This is a genomic window from Pseudomonas sp. Pc102 (assembly GCF_018408275.1).
GTDB lineage: Bacteria > Pseudomonadota > Gammaproteobacteria > Pseudomonadales > Pseudomonadaceae > Metapseudomonas > Metapseudomonas tohonis.
The window spans coordinates 5,279,299-5,295,682 of the sequence record NZ_AP021905.1 but is presented as its reverse complement, the minus strand read 5'-3'; the positions used below and the strand labels follow the sequence as shown (position 1 = coordinate 5,295,682).

The following is a 16,384-nucleotide window of genomic DNA, read 5'->3' as shown; positions in this document are numbered from 1 at the left end:
AGTGGCATGACCCCGAGAGAGCAAGAAATCGCCCGGCGCACAGCCTTGTCCGAAAGCCGCGTGACCAAGGCGGTGTTCCCGCCGACCACCAACCACCACAACACCCTGTTCGGCGGCACGGCGCTGGCCTGGATGGACGAGGTGTCCTTCATCTGCGCGACGCGCTTCTGCCGCCTGCCGCTGGTGACGGTTTCCACCGATCGCATCGATTTCAAGCACCCTATTCCCGCCGGTTCCATCGTCGAGCTGGTCGGGCGCGTGGTGAAGGTTGGCAACACCAGCCTCAAGGTCGAGGTCGAGGTGTTCGTCGAGAGCATGTACGAGAACGGCCGCGAGAAGGCCATTACCGGCGTGTTCAGCTTCGTCGCCATCGACGACCAGAAGCGTCCGGTTCCGGTATTGCCGGAATCGGCGGTCGCCGCCGAAGAGGCTGCCTGAGGCACGCTAACCCGTCCCGGTCGGCGGTACCGTCAGTGCCGCAGGGCGATCTTCAGCGAGGCCTGGGAGAGGTCGATGTTGCTCAGGGTCAGGCTGCCGAAGCTCTGGCCCTGCGGCGCGCCGGCGACCCGCACATTGTCGAAGCGCAGCTCGCCGATGGAGCTGGGCAGGCGCACGTTGATCGAGCCGTCGGGGTTGACGGTCGAGCGCATGTGGCGGGTGTCGTAGACCACGTCCTTCATCGAGGTTTCGGCTTCCAGGCTGTCGAGCACCGGCATCACCAGGCGGCTCAAGGCCTTCACCGTGGCGATGCCGTCACCGCCTTCGGCCTGCACGAACAGACCCTGCAGCACCTCATCCAGGCCCTGGGCGCTCACATCGCTCATCTCGGCGTCGCTCAGCGGGCGCAGGCCCTTGGGCGTGTGCTGCTGGCTGATGGCGCTGGGTGTCTGCTGGATGTCGGCGCTGGCCATCTGGAAGGGGCTCATCAGCGCTGCTACCAGGGTCGCGGCGAGGCGCAGATTGCTCTGTTTCTTCAAGGCCCGGTCGAGTTGCCGGCGGCTCAGCAGGCCCTGTTCGATCAGCACCTCGCCGAGACGCTTGTTGCTGGTCAGCTGGAGTTTGATGGCAGCGTCCAGCTGCTGGCTGGTGATCAGTCCCTTGTTGACCAGGATCTGGCCAAGGCGTGATTTCTGCTGATTGGACATGGGGGTGACCGGTGGAGTGGTGGCAAGGTGAAATCATCCTCCCGTAGGAAGAGGCTGTCACCAAACAAAGGATAGGCTTACATGACCGCCTGTCCATGTGCCTAGGACGTAGCCTCCTCGCCGTGCCTCGCAGCCGCCTGGCCGTCTTTCTCGACCAGCGCCACCAGGCTCCAGCCGGCCTCCGGTTTCAGGGGCGCCTCCGCGCTCGCCAGGTGCACCCAGCCGCGCGGGTCACGGGCCAGCAGCAGCACCGCCTGGTCGCCGTTCAGGGCCCGGTAGGCGTTCCAGTCGAAGCTCGTGGTCAGGGTGGTCGTGCGGATCTCCGCGCCCCGGCTGAGCTTGCTGGCGAACTGCGGGTAGCTCAGTGCCGGCGAGCCCAGCGGCCGCCCGCGCACCTGGTCGCTGGCCCGGTGCTTGTCGGTGCGCCGGCTCTCCGCGCCGCTGGGCAGCGTGAAGCGGCGCAGGGCGGGGAAGTCGTGACGGAAGCGCATGCAGGCCAGGGCGTTCATCTCGCTGGAAGGGGAGAGCGCCAGCAGGTGGCCAAGCCCGACCAGGTCGAGGTGCGCGTCGGCGTGCTGCGAGGTGGGGTTGCCGAAATAGGTGGGCAGGTTGTCCATGCGTGCGGCGCGGATGTTCTCCCAGCTGGAATCGGTGAGCAGCACGCGGCTGCCCAGTTGCTGCAGCGCCTTGCCGATCTCCCGTGCCACGGGGTTGGCGCCGATGATGAGGAAGCCCGCCGGGGCCGGCTCCGCGACCTTCAGCAGGCGCGCCAGCGGGCGGGCCGTGGCGCTCTGCAGCACCACGGTGCCGATGATCACCAGGAAGGTCAGCGGCACCAGCAGGTGGGCCTGGTCATTGCCGTGCTGCTGCAGGCGCAGGGCGAAGATCGCCGACACCGCCGCGGCGACGATTCCCCGCGGCGCGATCCAGGCCAGCAGCGCGCGCTCGCGCCAGCCCAGGGGCGAGCCGAGGGTGCAGAGCGCCACGTTCAGCGGCCGCGCGATGAACTGGATCACCGCCAGCAGCACCAGCGTCGCCGGCCCCAGGGCGATCAGCGCCGCCAGGTCGAGGCGCGCGGCGAGGAGGATGAACAGCCCGGAGATCAGCAGCACGCTGAGGTTCTCCTTGAAGTGCAGGATCGGCTTGATATCCACTCCGCGCATGTTGGCCAGGCCCATGCCCATCACCGTCACCGCCAGCAGGCCGGATTCGTGCACCAGCAGGTTGGCGCCGATGAACACGCCCAGCACTGCGGCCAGGGCCGCGAGGTTCTGCAGGTACTCGGGCAGCCAGTGGCGCCGCAGCACCGTACCGAAGGCCCAGCCGCCGAATGCACCGAGCAGGCAGCCGCAGGCGATCACGCTGGCGAAGGTCGCCAGGCTCTGGCTCCAGCCGCCCTGGTCGCGGCTGACGATGAAGCTGAACACCACCACCGCCAGCAGCGCGCCGATGGGGTCGATGACGATGCCTTCCCAGCGCAGGATGTTGGCGATGGAGCTGCGCGGGCGCACCACGCGAAGCATCGGCACGATCACCGTCGGCCCGGTGACCAGCGTCAGCGAGCCGAACAGCAGCGCCAGGTCCCAGGCGAAGCCCAGCAGCAGGTGCGTTGCCAGCGCGATCACCGCCCAGGTCACCAGCGCGCCCAGGGTGACCATGCGGCGCACCACGGTGCCGATTTCCTTCCACTCGGAGAGGTGCAGCGTCAGGCTGCCTTCGAAGAGGATCAGCGCCACTGCCAGGGAGGTGAGGGGGAACAGCAGCGGGCCGAACAGCGCCTGCGGGTCCAGCACCCCCAGCACCGGCCCGGCGAGAATGCCCGAAAGCAGCAGGAAGAGGATGGCCGGCAGGCGCAGGCGCCAGGCCAGCCACTGGCTGCCGAGGGCGGCCAGGCCGATGCCGCCGAGGGCGAGGAGGATTGCGGTTTCGTCCATCAGGACTCCTTGTCGCTGGTGAAGGGCGGGACGCTTGTGGAAGACTAGACGCCGTTCATCCCGTCAGCGTTCCGCCATGCCTGCCCTCGACCACCCCCTGATCGACCGTTTCCTCGACGCCCTGTGGCTGGAAAAAGGCCTCTCGCCCCATACCCGTTCCGCCTACCGCAGCGACCTGGCGCACTTCAACGCCTGGGCGGTGGAGCGCGGAGCCAGCCTGCAGCACGCCGGTCGCGACCTGATCCTCGACCACCTGGCCTGGCGCCTCGAACAGGGCTACAAGGCGCGCTCCACCGCACGCTTCCTCTCCGGTGCGCGTGGCTTCTATCGTTTTCTCCTGGCCGAGGGCCTGATAGCCGAGGACCCGACCCTGCAGGTGGACCTGCCGCTGCTCGGGCGGCCGCTGCCCAAGTCGCTGTCCGAGGCCGACGTCGAAGCGCTGCTGGATGCCCCGGAGCTGGACGACCCCATCGGCCTGCGCGATCGCGCCATGCTCGAGGTCCTCTATGCCTGCGGCCTGCGGGTCAGCGAGCTGGTGGGGCTGACCCTGGAGCAGGTCAACCTGCGCCAGGGCGTGGTCAAGGTCTTCGGCAAGGGCAGCAAGGAACGCCTGGTCCCGCTGGGCGAGGAAGCCATCGCCTGGATCGAGCGCTACGTCCGCGAGTCGCGGCCCTTCCTGCTCGACGGCAAGCCCAGCGACGTGCTCTTCCCCAGCCAGCGTGGCGAGCAGATGACCCGGCAGACCTTCTGGTACCGCATCAAGCACCAGGCCAAGGTCGCCGGTATCGCCAAGTCGCTGTCGCCCCACACCCTGCGCCACGCCTTCGCCACCCACCTGCTCAACCACGGCGCCGACCTGCGCGTGGTGCAGATGCTGCTGGGGCACACCGACCTGTCCACCACGCAGATCTACACCCACATCGCCCAGGCGCGGCTCAAGGACCTGCACGCCCAGCACCATCCTCGTGGCTGAGCCGCGCGTCCCGCCCGATTGGCCCCCTGCGCGCACCGGACATCCCCGCCGTACCTCCGTTCGGCTCTCTGGCGCGGTGCCGCGGGGCTTCTGTGATAATCTTCGGCATCCGCCCGAATGTCGCCGCTCCACAGGAGTAACCATGCGCGTGACCCGACTTTTCGCAGCCATGGCCCTTGGCCTGGTCAGCACCTTCAGCCTTGCCGACGATCCGGACCAGGCCATCCGCAAGACCCTCGACGGCCTCGAGCTGGGCCTGCCCATCGAATCCATCGGTGAAAGCCCCATGAGCGGCATCTACCAGGTGCAACTCAAGGGCGGTCGCATGCTCTACACCAGCGCCGACGGCCAGTACCTGATGCAGGGCTACCTCTATCATGTGAAGGACGGCAAGCCGGTGAACCTCACCGAGCAGTCCGAAAGCCGCTCCATCGCCAAGGAGATCAACGCCATCCCCGAGAGCGAGATGGTGGTCTTCGCGCCCAAGGAGCCGGCCAAGGCGCACATCACCGTGTTCACCGACACCGATTGCGGCTACTGCCAGAAACTGCACAGCGAAGTGCCCGAGCTCAACCGCCGCGGCATCGAGGTGCGCTACGTCGCCTTCCCGCGCCAGGGCATCGGCAGCCACGGCTACAACAGCCTGGTCAGCGTCTGGTGCAGCAAGGACCGCCAGGCCGCGATGAACAAGGCCAAGTCCCGCGAGGAACTCCCTGCCGCCACCTGCAACAACCCGGTGGCCAAGCAGTTCGAGCTGGGCCAGATGATCGGCGTCAACGGCACGCCGGCCATCGTCCTCGGCAACGGCCAGATGATCCCGGGCTACCAACCGGCTCCGCAGCTGGCCAAGATCGCCCTGGAAGCCAAGTAACACGGGCTCCCGGCGCGCATCACATCGATTGACCAAAAATCAGCCGCTTCGTAAAGTGCGGCTCTTTTCCACGGCCGGGACCATGCCCGGCCGTTTTTCGCAGTGAAGATGGGGAGTTCAGCGTGAAGCCGGTAAAAGTAGGCATCTGTGGCCTGGGGACCGTCGGTGGCGGCACCTTCAACGTACTCAAACGCAACGCCGAGGAGATCGCCCGCCGTGCCGGGCGTGGAATCGAGGTTGCCCAGATTGCCGCCCGTCGCCCCAATCCGAAGTGTGAAACCGGTACCACCCCCATCACCGCAGACATCTTCGAGCTGGTCGACAACCCGGAAATCGACATCGTCATCGAACTGATCGGTGGCTACACCCTGGCCCGCGACCTGGTGCTCAAGGCCATCGACAACGGCAAGCACGTGGTCACCGCCAACAAGGCGCTGATCGCCGTGCACGGCAACGAGATCTTCGCCAAGGCGCGCGAGAAGGGCGTCATCGTCGCCTTCGAGGCCGCTGTCGCCGGTGGCATCCCGGTGATCAAGGCGATCCGCGAGGGCCTGTCCGCCAACCGCATCAACTGGCTGGCCGGCATCATCAACGGCACCGGCAACTTCATCCTCACCGAGATGCGCGAGAAAGGCCGTGCCTTCGACGACGTGCTCAAGGAAGCGCAAGCACTGGGCTACGCCGAAGCCGACCCGACCTTCGACGTCGAAGGCATCGATGCCGCCCACAAGCTGACCATCCTCGCCTCCATCGCCTTCGGCATCCCGCTGCAGTTCGACAAGGCCTACACCGAAGGCATCTCCAGGCTCACCAGCGCTGACGTCAACTACGCCGAGGCCCTGGGCTACCGCATCAAGCACCTGGGCGTGGCCCGTCGTACCGACAAGGGCATCGAGCTGCGCGTGCACCCGACCCTGATCCCGGCCGACCGCCTCATCGCCAACGTCAACGGCGTGATGAACGCCGTCATGGTCAACGGCGACGCCGCCGGCAGCACCCTCTACTACGGCCCCGGCGCCGGCATGGAGCCCACCGCCTCCGCCGTGGTCGCCGACGTGGTCGACGTGGTCCGCGCGCTGACCGCCGACCCGGAGAACCACGTACCGCACCTGGCCTTCCAGCCGGATTCGCTGTCCGACCACCCGATCCTCCCGATCGACGCCTGCGAGAGCGCCTACTACCTGCGCATCCAGGCCAAGGACCACCCGGGCGTACTGGCCCAGGTGGCCACCATCCTGTCCGAGCGCGGCATCAACATCGAATCCATCATGCAGAAGGAAGTCGAAGAGCAGGACGGACTGGTGCCGATGATCCTGGTTACCCACCGGGTCGTCGAAGCGCGCGTTAACGACGCCATCGCCGCACTGGAAGCCCTCGACGACGTGGCCGGCAGCGTAGTCCGCATCCGCGTCGAACAGCTCAATTAATTTGGAGCGGGAAGCTCCAAGCCATAAGCCGCAAGTGGGCGTACCGCTTGCAGCTTGAAACTTGCAGCTTGCCGCTCAAACCGAAGGTTTGTACCCATGCGCTATATCAGTACCCGCGGCCAGGCCCCGGCCCTGAACTTCGAAGACGTGCTGCTGGCCGGCCTCGCCACCGACGGCGGCCTCTACGTACCGGAAAACCTGCCGCGCTTCACCGTCGAGGAGATCGCCTCCTGGTCCGGCCTGCCGTACCACGAGCTGGCCTTCCGCGTGATGCGCCCGTTCGTTGCCGGCAGCATCAATGACGCCGACTTCAAGAAGATCCTCGAGGAGACCTACGGCGTCTTCGCCCACAATGCCGTGGCGCCGCTGCGCCAGCTGAACGGCAACGAATGGGTGCTGGAGCTGTTCCACGGCCCGACCCTGGCCTTCAAGGATTTCGCCCTGCAGCTGCTGGGCCGCCTGCTCGACCACGTGCTGTCCAAGCGCGGCGAGCGCGTCGTGATCATGGGCGCCACCTCCGGTGACACCGGTTCGGCCGCCATCGAAGGCTGCAAGGCCTGCGAGCACGTCGACATATTCATCATGCACCCGCACAACCGTGTGTCCGAGGTGCAGCGCCGGCAGATGACCACCATCCTCGGCGAGAACATCCACAACATCGCCGTGGAAGGCAACTTCGACGACTGCCAGGAGATGGTCAAGGCGAGCTTCGCCGACCAGGGCTTCCTCAAGGGCACCCGCCTGGTCGCGGTCAACTCGATCAACTGGGCGCGGATCATGGCCCAGATCGTCTACTACTTCCACGCGGCCCTGCAGCTCGGTGGCCCGGCCCGCTCCGTGGCCTTCTCCGTGCCCACCGGCAACTTCGGCGACATCTTCGCCGGCTACCTGGCGCGCAACATGGGCCTGCCGATCAGCCAGCTGATCGTCGCCACCAACCGCAACGACATCCTGCACCGCTTCATGAGCGGCAACCAGTACGTCAAGGACACCCTGCACCCGACCCTGTCGCCCTCCATGGACATCATGGTCTCGTCCAACTTCGAGCGCCTGCTGTTCGACCTGCACGGCCGCAACGGCGCCGCCATCGCCGGCCTGATGGACACCTTCCGCCAGGGCGGCGGCTTCAGCGTCGAGCAAGACCGCTGGACCGAAGCGCGCAAGCTGTTCGACTCCCTCGCCGTCACCGACGAGCAGACCTGCGAAACCATCGCCGAGGTCTACGCGGAATGTGGCGAGCTGCTGGACCCGCACACCGCCATCGGCGTCCGCGCCGCGCGTGAATGCCGCCGCAGCCCGTCCATCCCCATGGTCACCCTCGGCACCGCGCACCCGGTCAAGTTCCCGGAAGCGGTGGAGAAGGCCGGCATCGAAGCGGTCCCGGCCCTGCCGCCGCACCTCTCCGACCTGTTCCAGCGCGAGGAGCGCTGCACCGTCCTGGCCAACGACCTGAAGACCATCCAGGGCTTCGTCGCCGCCCACGGCAACCGCGGCAAGCCGCTCTGACCTAAGCGGCAATGAAAAGCCCCTGGCGAGTGATCGCCAGGGGCTTTTTCGTTTCTCCCGCCCGGGTCAGTCGCTGCTCTCTTTCCCCTCCGCGTCCTGTTCCGGCAACGTCGGCATACCGTTCTCCGGCTGGAACGAGATCACCCACGGTGTCCCGTCCACCGGTGCGAGCACAGGCACTTTGCCGGGGTTGTAGGACGGATGGATATTGAAGTCGATACGGTAGTCGATCTCCCTGAGGGTGGGCCGCGTTTCGTTGATCACCTTCCAGGCGGTGCTCAGAGGGTCGTTCTGCCCGTGGGGGATTTTCTGGAAGAACATAAAATCCTTGTCCAGCGGGCTCTCATTGCGGATCTCGATTTGGTATTTCATATCCCTGCTTCCCATGTCCATCGAGCCCCTTCACGGGGCGGGCACTGATCATGGGCCAGTCCCCGCCCCATTGCCGATTGATGGCCGTTCACAGATGCAACCGGCAAGCCCCGCGATCGCTCGCCGGGCCGCTTCAGCTGGCGCTGAATTCGAAGGTCCACAAGCCGCCAGGGCGGGTGAGGTTCACGTCCACTTCGGTGGCGGTGATGGGCGCCACGTACTGGGTCATGTCCGAGAAGTTCTGCACGATATAGGTCTGCCCCGCCAGCGGTGCGGAGGCCACCATGAAGTAGAACTGGCCCGGCACCATCTCGAAGCTCACCGTCATGTTCAGGTCCACCTTGGGCATGCTCACCACCGGATGGCCGCCGACATACCAGTTGCAGGTGAACTGGATGAAGGGGTTGGTCTGGTTGATCACGCCGCACTGCTGCGGGGTGAGCTTTTGCTGCGCCAGCGATGTCGGTGCCGGTTGCAGGTGCGGAGAAAGCCCGCCGGGGCTGACCGCCTGCAGCAACTGGCCGGGCTGGACGGCCACGCGTGCGGAGATGATCTGCTCATCCGGGGTATCGCCCGAGCTGGAGAGATCGGTCTCGATCTGGTCCTCGTAGCTGAATTGCTCCGTGGACCCCGCCGAACCGGTCAGCACCCGCCAGGCATGGATGTCGTAGTCGCGCTGAGGGTTCTGCGGCTTGAGGAAGACCAGAACGGTTTTCCCCTCCATGTCCTCTACATCGAAATGCACGTTGAAATTGATCATGGTCCCTGTCTCCTTGGTTCCGTCGTCGCCCCGGCCCCTGCCTGGGCTGGCGTTGATGATGGAGCAGGAACGGCCACTTTGCCGAGTAATTGTGCGCATCGTAGCCCGGGCTTCAGCCCGGGAGCCTGCCCGACGAAAAAGCCCCCGGCGATCGCTCGCCGGGGGCTCCTTTGCTGCGGATTGCGCGCGGGTCAGCGGGCGAGGAAGTCGAAGGTCCACAGCCCGTTCGGGCGGATGAGGGTCACGTCCACTTCGGTGGCAGGGATGGGCACCACGTATTGGGTCATGTCCGAGAAGTTCTGAACGATGTAGGTCTGCCCCATCATAGGCGGCGGGGCCACCAGGAAGTAGAAGTTGGGTTCGTACTCGAAAGTTACGGTCATGCGCGAGTCCACCTTGGGCATCGTTACCACCGGGCGGCCGTTGACGTACCAGTTGCTGTCGAACTGGATGAAGGGGTTGGTCTTGTTGATCACGCCGCACTGCTGAGGGGTGAGCTTTTCCTCGGCCAACGAACGGGGAGCGGGTTCCAGATGCGGCGACAGGTTGCTCGGGCAGACGGCCTGCAACAAGTTACCCGGCATGACGGCCCTGCGCTCGGAAACGATCAGGCTGCTGGCCCTCTCTCCATAGCTGGAAACGTCGGTTTCGATCTGTGGCTCGTAGTCGAACGACTCGGTCGACCCGGCCGCGCCGTCGAGCACCTGCCAGGCGTGGATGCGGTAGTCGCGCTGCGGGTTCTGCGGCTTGAGGAAGACCAGCACGGCCTTGCCCTCCATGTCATCGACGGCGAAATTCACGTTGAATCTGGTCATGGTCCCTGTCTCCTTGGTTCCCTGGATGCCCCAGCGAATGCCGTTGCAGGCGTTGATAATGGAACAGGAATAACCGTTTTGCCGAGTAATTGTGAGCGCCGTAGCCCGGGCTTCAGCCCGGAAGCCGTTTTAACCAAAAGCCCCCGGCGATCGCTCGCCGGGGGCTCCTTTGCTGCGGATTGCGCGCGGGTCAGCGGGCGAGGAAGTCGAAGGTCCACAGGCCGTTCGGGCGGGTCAGGGTCACGTCCACCTCGGTGGCGGTGATGGGTGCCACGTAGCGGGTCATGTCCGAGAAGTTCTGCACGATGTAGGTCTGCCCGATCATGGGCGGGGTGGCGACCATGAAGTAGAAGTTGGGCTCGTACTCGAAGCTCACGGTCATGCGCGAGTCCACCTTGGGCATGGTCACCACCGGGCGGCCGTTGACGTACCAGTTGCTGTCGAACTGGGTGTACGGGTTGGTCTTGTTGATCACGCCGCACTGCTGGGGCGTCAGCTTCTCCAGCGCCAGCGAAGTGGACGCCGGTTCCAGCTGCGGCGACAGGCCGCTGGGGCTGACTGCCTGCAGCAGTTGGCCGGGCAGGATGGCGCGGCGCCCGGAGATGATCTGGTTGCCGGCCTTCTCGCCGAGGCTGCTCACGTCCGTCTCGATCTCCGCCTCGTAGTCGAAGGACTCCGTGGCGCCGGCCGACCCGGTGAGCACCTGCCAGGCGTGGACGCGGTAGTCGCGCTGCGGGTTCTGCGGCTTGAGGAAGACCAGCACGGTCTTGCCCTCCATGTCGTCCACGGCGAAGTTCACGTTGAAAGTGGTCATGGTTCCTTTCTCCTTGGTTCCGTTACGGCCCCGACACCTGTCCGGGCCTGTTTCCATGACGGCCCATCCGCCGGCCTGTGAACGCTGCATTGCGCTGGCGCCGTGCGCCGGTCCGGCGTCACGGATGCGGCGGCCTCCCGTCATTGCTGCTGGGCACCTACCGCCCAGACAGATGAAGGAGATTCGCCATGGAATGCTTCAAGAAAACCTTGCCCCTGGGGTTGCTGGCTGCCTGCTGCAGCGTGCCGGCGCTCGCCCAGATCAACTGCGCGCCCGGTGCACCCGGGGTCAACCCGCTGCCGGTGCAGATGGGCGCGGGGCTCGCCAACAGCCGGATGAACCCGCAGATCAACCAGCGCCACATCTTCTGCGGCGAGATCAACGGCGCGGGGAACGCGGTGGGCTTCCACTCGCGACCCAACAGCCACGACCCACGCGTGGGCGTGGGGCCGATGGCACCCTTCGCCGCGCAGATCACCGCCGGGCAGCAGTTCTTCGTGCAGCCGGGCGCGGCGCATCCCGCTCCCTATCGCTATCGCGGGCTGGGGGTGCAGATCGTCAATGGCGCTGGGGCCATGGTCTTGAAGGCGCCTCCGCCCGGTGCCTCGACCTTCTACCCCGACAGCTGCACCCAGCAGCAGGTGATCGAATCGGTCCGCTACGCCTACACCCACCCGTTCCAGGCCATCGGCCCGGGCGCCGGCGCCAACTTCTTCACCGGCCCTTCGGCCCCCTCGGTGGCGGCGGCGGGCTACTGCGTCGGTGAGGCGGGCACTCCCTTCACCATCGGCGGCTACGTCAACCAGATCGGTGGCCTCTGGTTCCTCAATACCGCCTACCCGATCGGCAACTTCTGATCGTTCGGCCCGCCCCTTGGGGCGGGCCTCCTGTCCAGCGGCTCAGCCTTCGTTACCCGCCTCGCACAGGGCGCCGAGCCAATCGCGCAATTGCCGGCGTGCCAGTTGCACGCGCTTGCGCAGGTTGGGTTCGCTGACGTGCAGCAGGCTCGCCAGTTCCACGTACTCCACACCGCAGATGCAGTGCTGTTCCAGGGCCTGGCCGAGGTTGGGCGGCAGCCGGTTCAGCGCCTTGTCCAGCACCTCCACCGCCTCCTGCAGGCAGGCCTGGCGCTCCGGGCCCAACTGGTGCGGCTGCCAGGCCGCGTTGTCGTGCAGTTGCTGGTCGAGCCAGTCCAGGTTGCAGGTGAGCGGCGTGCTGCGCAGCCGGTCGATGCAATGGTTGCTGGCCACCCGGCGCAGCCAGGCCGGCACATTGTCGATGCCGTCCAGCCGCCCCGGTTCGCGCAAGAGCAGGGTGAACAGGCGCAGGCGCAACTCGCTGAGCGCGTCCTCGGCGTCCTGCGGGTTGCGCGTCAATTGCTGGCAGCGCTTGCGCATCAGCGGTTCGTGGTCGATGAGAAATTTCCATAGCAGTGTCCTCTGCGTGCCTTGCTCCAGGCTCGCGTCCAGGTTGCTCGCCATAATCATTCCGTGATCCTTCTAAACGCCGGGGGCGGAGGTGCTGCACTGGCAGTCCTTGCCAGACCGGTCGAAGCAAGCAGGACGAAGGCGTGCCCGGGTTTGTGAAGCGGTTTCTAGCCGGCGGGCTGATCGGGCCGGGCGACAGGGGAGGGCATTTCAGGAGCGGGTGCAAGAAGGCCGTGGCGGGGCGCACGAGCGGCGGGTCGAGGGTGATGGCCTAGGCCTGCGGGCCGCCTGGCGGGAGGACAGCCGGAGCGCTGTCCATGGCGTGCTCCAGCATCGGCGGGACGGCCTGGAGCTTCGGCAGACTGGGGGAGGGCACGGTCGAACGGCGGTGCCTTGAACGCGCCTACCGCAACCGGCTGGAGCGTGCGGATCGCGACGACGTTGCTGCCTGCGGCCGGGAAATGGCCGGCAAGGCGCAGTTCGAGTCGTCCATCGCCATGAGCTGTCGGGGGCGCTACAGGGCTTCGCGGCCTTCGACGGTCAAGCGGCTCGACGACCTTGGCCGTGCCAGGCGCATGCGTTCAACGCATCGCCAGGGCGCTCCTCGCTAAAGGCCTGCTGGACTTGGGCTGCCCACCGCCTGAGCGAGTTCATTCGCGAGAGACCTCCCACCCTCACGATCCACCCGGCATACACCCCTAGGGGCGTTTTCAATCGCCCAGGGGCAACCCCGTTGCCCCAAAGGCCCCTCCCGACGCCGGGAGGGGCCCGGCTCAGGTCAGCTCTTCCACAGCGCCAGCTGCTCCAGCTTCATCAATTGCCAGAACTCCTGCTGGTTGCTGCGGCACAGGTCCACCATCGCATCCATCAAGGCGCCTTCGCCGACCTCATCCAGGTAGGGCCCTGGGATGCCCTCGCGCAGGCCTGCGTTGTCCCGGATGATCTCGGCGATCACATGCACGGTGTTCAACCGCGACTCCATCCGATCCACCCACTGCCGCAGCCGGCGTTCCGCAACCTCCTGGCTCATACCGACACCTCCTGGCCGCCGGCCATGAACAGCGGCAAATCCCGCCAGGCCACCCACAACTCACCCTGCCAGCGCACTACACCCAACTGCCGGCCCTCGTAGATCAGCGTTTCGCGAATGGGTGCCGCATCGGGCGTGCGGTGATAGTCATGCAGCGTCGGCACCAGCACCTCGTTCACCCAGCGGCCCACATTGCCGTGCCTGGGCGTGCCGAACTGGAACAGCGCCCGATAGGCGCCGATATCGCTGATCACCACCACCTCTTCATGGAAGCCGTCGGTGTAGCAGAGGGCGAGGGTTTGCTGCTGGTGAGGCTCCAGGGCCGGGAGCAAGGGGAGGGCATCGGCGAGGCCGATCAACTGCGCGAAATCATGGGCGACGAACCAGGGCTGGTTGTCGACCATCACGGCGCGCAGGCGTTGGTGGTGGTGATAGAAAACGAGGGGGGTGAAAGCGTTTTTCATGGCGAATAGTCCTTTGCTGAGTTCATCAGCTGCCACCATTCGCTGTCATTCGAAGGGTGGCAGATCGCGCAGGGTTGACAGACCGGGCAAAGGAGCCGGCAGACCCGAGGGTCTCCCCACGCGATCTGCCATAGAGCCATGCAGTGGAAAACTGCATGCGAGCAAGAGCCTGCAAAGAACGTTCGCCGTTCTTCGCATGCACCTTGCGGCGCAATCGCGCCTTTGCATCGGGCTGTCAAACCCGGCCACGGGTTTTACCGTGGCTGGGGGAGGATAGGGAGGAGGGAGTGGGAGGGCAAGGGTGTGGCAGTGGTTCGCCGGATGGATCACGCGGGTGAATCAAACCAACAGCTGATGACTCTGCTGCTCGCGACTGGCAGTTATCGGCCAGCAGCCGTGATTCAGGGTCAATGACTATTGGCTCCAAGTTGCCCGTCAGGCTCAAAGCAGATAGTCAAAAAGACAATAATGAGTTTCTGAGTAGCTAACCCCCGATATGGCTTTTTCACTGGATGTCCGGAAGACATATGGCCGAACGGTTTCGCATACGTTTGATGTTTGAGTGGGGAGGCGGCGCATTGTGGTGCGGGAATGAGGCTGCGTTAGCAGAATTTTCGGTGGGATCAATCGAAGAGAGGCTTCCATTGAGCGCCGCTACCCTTGAGCGTCTAGGCGAGATGACACGCTGGCACGACACAGCTCTGGCCTGGGGCTCTCCAACAGATCCAAGCCCTTGGGACGCGGTCGAGTCCAGGGCATTTGACGATGCCGCCGAGGCTCTGCTCGCGGTTATCCAAGAGGAGCTGGGGGCTGGCTTTGAAGTGGTCTATGAAAGGCTCTAGTCCAATGGGGTGACTGGAGCCAGGGCGTAGCTTGGGCTTCAGCCTTGGCCAAGGATTCCGGCCAGCGTGCCTTTCCCACCATTGATCCGAAACCCGCCATGGCCCCGAACCCAAGCCATGGAGCGGTTGCCCAACGGACGTATCATCGGTACCCAACCCTCAGCGAGGTATGGCCATGAAGCTCTTCCGTTGTGCGCTGCTGGCCCTGGTGGCGAGCGGCGCGATCCCCGCGCTGGCCGCCGAACCGAACGGGCAGCAGACCATCCGCGTCATCCCCAAGACCTACGTCAGCCCCGGCGCCAGCGGCAGCGTCGACACCTACCAGCGCAGCCAGAGCTACGACGTGTACGGCGGTCAGCGCGTGCCCAGCGACATCAACTCCACCCGCAGCAGCTCCGGCTACAGCAGCCAGGACATCCAGCAGCGGGGCGGCATCCGCCAGACCACCGAATACCCCAACGGCCTGATCATCGAGCGGGTGCCGGGGCAGGGCACCACGCAGTACTACCGGCGGGAGTGATCCGTCGTTGTCCCTGGGAGCGAATTCATTCGCGATGCCGGGCCGCCGACCTATCGCGGGTGTACCCGCAGCCCAGGGTGGACCGCGCTTCATCGGCCGACCAATCGAGGTCATGCCGGGCGTCGCTGGTGGATGAAAAAAGCGCCATCCACCCTACACATTGGTCATGTCCCTGCCGCTCCTGTGGGAGCGAATTCATTCGCGATCGTTTTCTCCCGGTGGCACCTCTGCCCCGCCCCCCCGTTTCGCTTGCCCCTCCCGCCGCGAACAGGCTGTGAAAAAAAGCCTGCGGGCGAGCGCCGGGGGCTGAATTGGCGGGCTTTTTGTTCTCTATAATGTCGACCAGTTCGCAACGGCGATCTTCATTCCAATCTTCATCCGGTAGTCCGTCACGTGAAAATCCGAACCTCGCTTTTCAAGGCCCTGTTCCTCTGCACCAGCCTGGCGCTGGCCAGCCCCGCCAACGCCCAGAACCCCTCGCCCCTGCGCGACCCGGCGCAGCTGCAACTCGCTTCCGGCAGCGCCATGCTGCTGGACCTGAAGACCAACAAGGTCATCTATTCCAACAACCCCGACCTGGTGGTGCCCATCGCCTCGGTCACCAAGCTGATGACCGCCCTCGTGGTGCTCGATGCCAAGCAGTCGATGAGCGAAGTCATCGACGTGGACATCAGCCAGACCAGGGAAATGAAGGGCGTGTACTCGCGCGTGCGCCTGGGTAGCCAGGCCACCCGCCACGACATGCTGCTGATGACGCTGATGTCCTCCGAGAACCGCGCCGCCGCGACCCTGGCCCACCACTACCCGGGCGGCTATGGCGCCTTCATCGCCGCGATGAACGCCAAGGCCCGCGCCCTGGGCATGAAGCACACCCGCTACGTGGAGCCCACCGGCCTGTCGCTGAACAACGTCTCCACCGCCCGCGACCTGGTGCAACTGCTGGTCGAGAGCCGCAAGTACCCGCTGCTCAGCGAGCTCAGCACCACCAAGGAAAAGACCATCACCTTCGTCAAGCCGCGCTACAGCCTGGGCTTCAGCAACACCAACCACCTGACCCGCAAGGCCGACTGGAACATCGAGCTGACCAAGACCGGCTTCACCGACGAGGCCGGCCATTGCCTGGTGATGCGCACCCGCATGGGCAACCAGCAGGTGGCCATGGTGCTGCTCGACGCTTTCGGCAAGTACACCCACTTCGCCGATGCCACGCGCATGCGCCGCTGGGTGGAAACCGGCAAGAGCGGCCCCATCCCCGTCGCGGCCAAGGCCTACCGCCAGCAGAAGGACAGCGCGCGCAAGCAGCAGATGGTCGCCACGCCGAACTGATCCGGCGCGTCGTCTTCCATTGGGCTTGGGCAACCACGTCCTTAGGGCGTGGTCATGAGTCATCGGCTCTGTCTCTGAAGGACGAACTCGTGCCGTAAGGTGTGCCGTGCGCACCGCCGCTCGGTGCCTCCGGTGAAGCCTAGGTGCGCGCAGCACAC

General features: G+C 65.6%; 17 protein-coding genes. 8 read left to right on the top strand and 9 right to left on the bottom strand.

Going from position 1 to position 16,384, the window contains the following annotated elements:
- Positions 1-6 precede the first annotated feature (6 nt).
- On the top strand, positions 7-438 hold the full coding sequence (locus tag PHLH3_RS24220; protein ID WP_213626093.1) for an acyl-CoA thioesterase: 432 nt from the start codon (positions 7-9) through the stop codon (positions 436-438).
- Between the two features lie 32 nt (positions 439-470).
- Here the strand turns inward: PHLH3_RS24220 and PHLH3_RS24215 are convergent, their stop codons facing one another.
- Together PHLH3_RS24215 and PHLH3_RS24210 are read right to left on the bottom strand one after the other, a co-directional pair.
- The gene (locus PHLH3_RS24215; RefSeq protein WP_213626092.1) at positions 471-1,145 is read right to left on the bottom strand and encodes a hypothetical protein; all 675 of its coding nucleotides are present in this window, start codon (positions 1,143-1,145) and stop codon (positions 471-473) included.
- A gap of 101 nt (positions 1,146-1,246) precedes the next feature.
- A complete protein-coding gene (locus tag PHLH3_RS24210) occupies positions 1,247-3,079 on the bottom strand; it encodes a sodium:proton antiporter (RefSeq protein ID WP_213626091.1) in 1,833 nt (610 codons plus the stop codon).
- 76 nt (positions 3,080-3,155) lie between these two features.
- Here PHLH3_RS24210 and xerD point away from each other — a divergent pair, with 76 nt between their 5' ends.
- The 4 genes from xerD to thrC all read left to right on the top strand — a co-directional run bounded on the left by xerD (position 3,156) and on the right by thrC (position 7,856).
- Complete coding sequence (xerD, locus tag PHLH3_RS24205) at positions 3,156-4,052, top strand: site-specific tyrosine recombinase XerD (RefSeq protein ID WP_173172977.1); 897 nt, start codon at positions 3,156-3,158, stop codon at positions 4,050-4,052.
- A gap of 142 nt (positions 4,053-4,194) precedes the next feature.
- On the top strand, positions 4,195-4,923 hold the full coding sequence (locus PHLH3_RS24200; protein WP_111263577.1) for a thioredoxin fold domain-containing protein: 729 nt from the start codon (positions 4,195-4,197) through the stop codon (positions 4,921-4,923).
- 122 nt (positions 4,924-5,045) lie between these two features.
- The gene (locus PHLH3_RS24195) at positions 5,046-6,350 is read left to right on the top strand and encodes a homoserine dehydrogenase (RefSeq protein ID WP_173172979.1); all 1,305 of its coding nucleotides are present in this window, start codon (positions 5,046-5,048) and stop codon (positions 6,348-6,350) included.
- A gap of 96 nt (positions 6,351-6,446) precedes the next feature.
- Positions 6,447-7,856: a threonine synthase gene (thrC, locus tag PHLH3_RS24190; RefSeq protein WP_213626090.1), complete on the top strand. Its 1,410-nt coding sequence runs from the start codon at positions 6,447-6,449 to the stop codon at positions 7,854-7,856.
- Positions 7,857-7,922: 66 nt separating this feature from the next.
- On the opposite strand, the gene PHLH3_RS24185 is transcribed toward thrC, so the two are convergent.
- From PHLH3_RS24185 to PHLH3_RS24170, 4 genes are all read right to left on the bottom strand, one after another.
- Complete coding sequence (locus PHLH3_RS24185; RefSeq protein ID WP_213626089.1) at positions 7,923-8,228, bottom strand: hypothetical protein; 306 nt, start codon at positions 8,226-8,228, stop codon at positions 7,923-7,925.
- Positions 8,229-8,361: 133 nt separating this feature from the next.
- On the bottom strand, positions 8,362-8,988 hold the full coding sequence (locus tag PHLH3_RS24180) for a hypothetical protein (protein WP_213626088.1): 627 nt from the start codon (positions 8,986-8,988) through the stop codon (positions 8,362-8,364).
- A 191-nt stretch (positions 8,989-9,179) separates the two neighbouring features.
- Complete coding sequence (locus tag PHLH3_RS24175; RefSeq protein WP_213626087.1) at positions 9,180-9,803, bottom strand: hypothetical protein; 624 nt, start codon at positions 9,801-9,803, stop codon at positions 9,180-9,182.
- 190 nt (positions 9,804-9,993) lie between these two features.
- Positions 9,994-10,617, bottom strand: coding sequence for a hypothetical protein (locus tag PHLH3_RS24170; protein WP_213626086.1), 624 nt, complete (start codon positions 10,615-10,617; stop codon positions 9,994-9,996).
- A 188-nt stretch (positions 10,618-10,805) separates the two neighbouring features.
- On the opposite strand from PHLH3_RS24170, the gene PHLH3_RS24165 reads away from it, so the two are divergent.
- Positions 10,806-11,474 carry an EndoU domain-containing protein gene (locus tag PHLH3_RS24165; protein ID WP_213626085.1) on the top strand — a complete coding sequence of 223 codons (669 nt, stop codon included), beginning with the start codon at positions 10,806-10,808 and terminating at the stop codon, positions 11,472-11,474.
- 42 nt (positions 11,475-11,516) lie between these two features.
- On the opposite strand, the gene PHLH3_RS24160 is transcribed toward PHLH3_RS24165, so the two are convergent.
- The 3 genes from PHLH3_RS24160 to PHLH3_RS24150 form a co-directional block, all read right to left on the bottom strand.
- The gene (locus tag PHLH3_RS24160; protein ID WP_213626084.1) at positions 11,517-12,104 is read right to left on the bottom strand and encodes a sigma-70 family RNA polymerase sigma factor; all 588 of its coding nucleotides are present in this window, start codon (positions 12,102-12,104) and stop codon (positions 11,517-11,519) included.
- A 718-nt stretch (positions 12,105-12,822) separates the two neighbouring features.
- Complete coding sequence (locus PHLH3_RS24155) at positions 12,823-13,074, bottom strand: hypothetical protein (RefSeq protein ID WP_213626083.1); 252 nt, start codon at positions 13,072-13,074, stop codon at positions 12,823-12,825.
- Complete coding sequence (locus PHLH3_RS24150) at positions 13,071-13,538, bottom strand: BRO family protein (protein ID WP_213626082.1); 468 nt, start codon at positions 13,536-13,538, stop codon at positions 13,071-13,073. The genes PHLH3_RS24155 and PHLH3_RS24150 overlap by 4 nt, the downstream gene beginning before the upstream one ends.
- A 1,017-nt stretch (positions 13,539-14,555) precedes the next feature.
- On the opposite strand from PHLH3_RS24150, the gene PHLH3_RS24145 reads away from it, so the two are divergent.
- On the top strand, positions 14,556-14,900 hold the full coding sequence (locus tag PHLH3_RS24145) for a hypothetical protein (RefSeq protein WP_213626081.1): 345 nt from the start codon (positions 14,556-14,558) through the stop codon (positions 14,898-14,900).
- Between the two features lie 393 nt (positions 14,901-15,293).
- Positions 15,294-16,226: a D-alanyl-D-alanine endopeptidase gene (gene pbpG, locus PHLH3_RS24140; protein ID WP_213626080.1), complete on the top strand. Its 933-nt coding sequence runs from the start codon at positions 15,294-15,296 to the stop codon at positions 16,224-16,226.
- Positions 16,227-16,384: the final 158 nt, after the last annotated feature.

What these genes read in the sequence shown, in the direction of transcription:
- PHLH3_RS24220 (WP_213626093.1), top strand. Translation starts at nt 7, where the DNA reads ATGACCCCGAGAGAGCAAGAAATCGCCCGGCGCACAGCCTTGTCCGAA.
- PHLH3_RS24215 (WP_213626092.1), bottom strand. Translation starts at nt 1,145, where the DNA reads ATGTCCAATCAGCAGAAATCACGCCTTGGCCAGATCCTGGTCAACAAG.
- PHLH3_RS24210 (WP_213626091.1), bottom strand. Translation starts at nt 3,079, where the DNA reads ATGGACGAAACCGCAATCCTCCTCGCCCTCGGCGGCATCGGCCTGGCC.
- xerD (WP_173172977.1), top strand. Translation starts at nt 3,156, where the DNA reads ATGCCTGCCCTCGACCACCCCCTGATCGACCGTTTCCTCGACGCCCTG.
- PHLH3_RS24200 (WP_111263577.1), top strand. Translation starts at nt 4,195, where the DNA reads ATGCGCGTGACCCGACTTTTCGCAGCCATGGCCCTTGGCCTGGTCAGC.
- thrC (WP_213626090.1), top strand. Translation starts at nt 6,447, where the DNA reads ATGCGCTATATCAGTACCCGCGGCCAGGCCCCGGCCCTGAACTTCGAA.
- PHLH3_RS24185 (WP_213626089.1), bottom strand. Translation starts at nt 8,228, where the DNA reads ATGAAATACCAAATCGAGATCCGCAATGAGAGCCCGCTGGACAAGGAT.
- PHLH3_RS24180 (WP_213626088.1), bottom strand. Translation starts at nt 8,988, where the DNA reads ATGATCAATTTCAACGTGCATTTCGATGTAGAGGACATGGAGGGGAAA.
- PHLH3_RS24175 (WP_213626087.1), bottom strand. Translation starts at nt 9,803, where the DNA reads ATGACCAGATTCAACGTGAATTTCGCCGTCGATGACATGGAGGGCAAG.
- PHLH3_RS24170 (WP_213626086.1), bottom strand. Translation starts at nt 10,617, where the DNA reads ATGACCACTTTCAACGTGAACTTCGCCGTGGACGACATGGAGGGCAAG.
- PHLH3_RS24165 (WP_213626085.1), top strand. Translation starts at nt 10,806, where the DNA reads ATGGAATGCTTCAAGAAAACCTTGCCCCTGGGGTTGCTGGCTGCCTGC.
- PHLH3_RS24160 (WP_213626084.1), bottom strand. Translation starts at nt 12,104, where the DNA reads ATGATTATGGCGAGCAACCTGGACGCGAGCCTGGAGCAAGGCACGCAG.
- PHLH3_RS24155 (WP_213626083.1), bottom strand. Translation starts at nt 13,074, where the DNA reads ATGAGCCAGGAGGTTGCGGAACGCCGGCTGCGGCAGTGGGTGGATCGG.
- PHLH3_RS24150 (WP_213626082.1), bottom strand. Translation starts at nt 13,538, where the DNA reads ATGAAAAACGCTTTCACCCCCCTCGTTTTCTATCACCACCACCAACGC.
- PHLH3_RS24145 (WP_213626081.1), top strand. Translation starts at nt 14,556, where the DNA reads ATGAAGCTCTTCCGTTGTGCGCTGCTGGCCCTGGTGGCGAGCGGCGCG.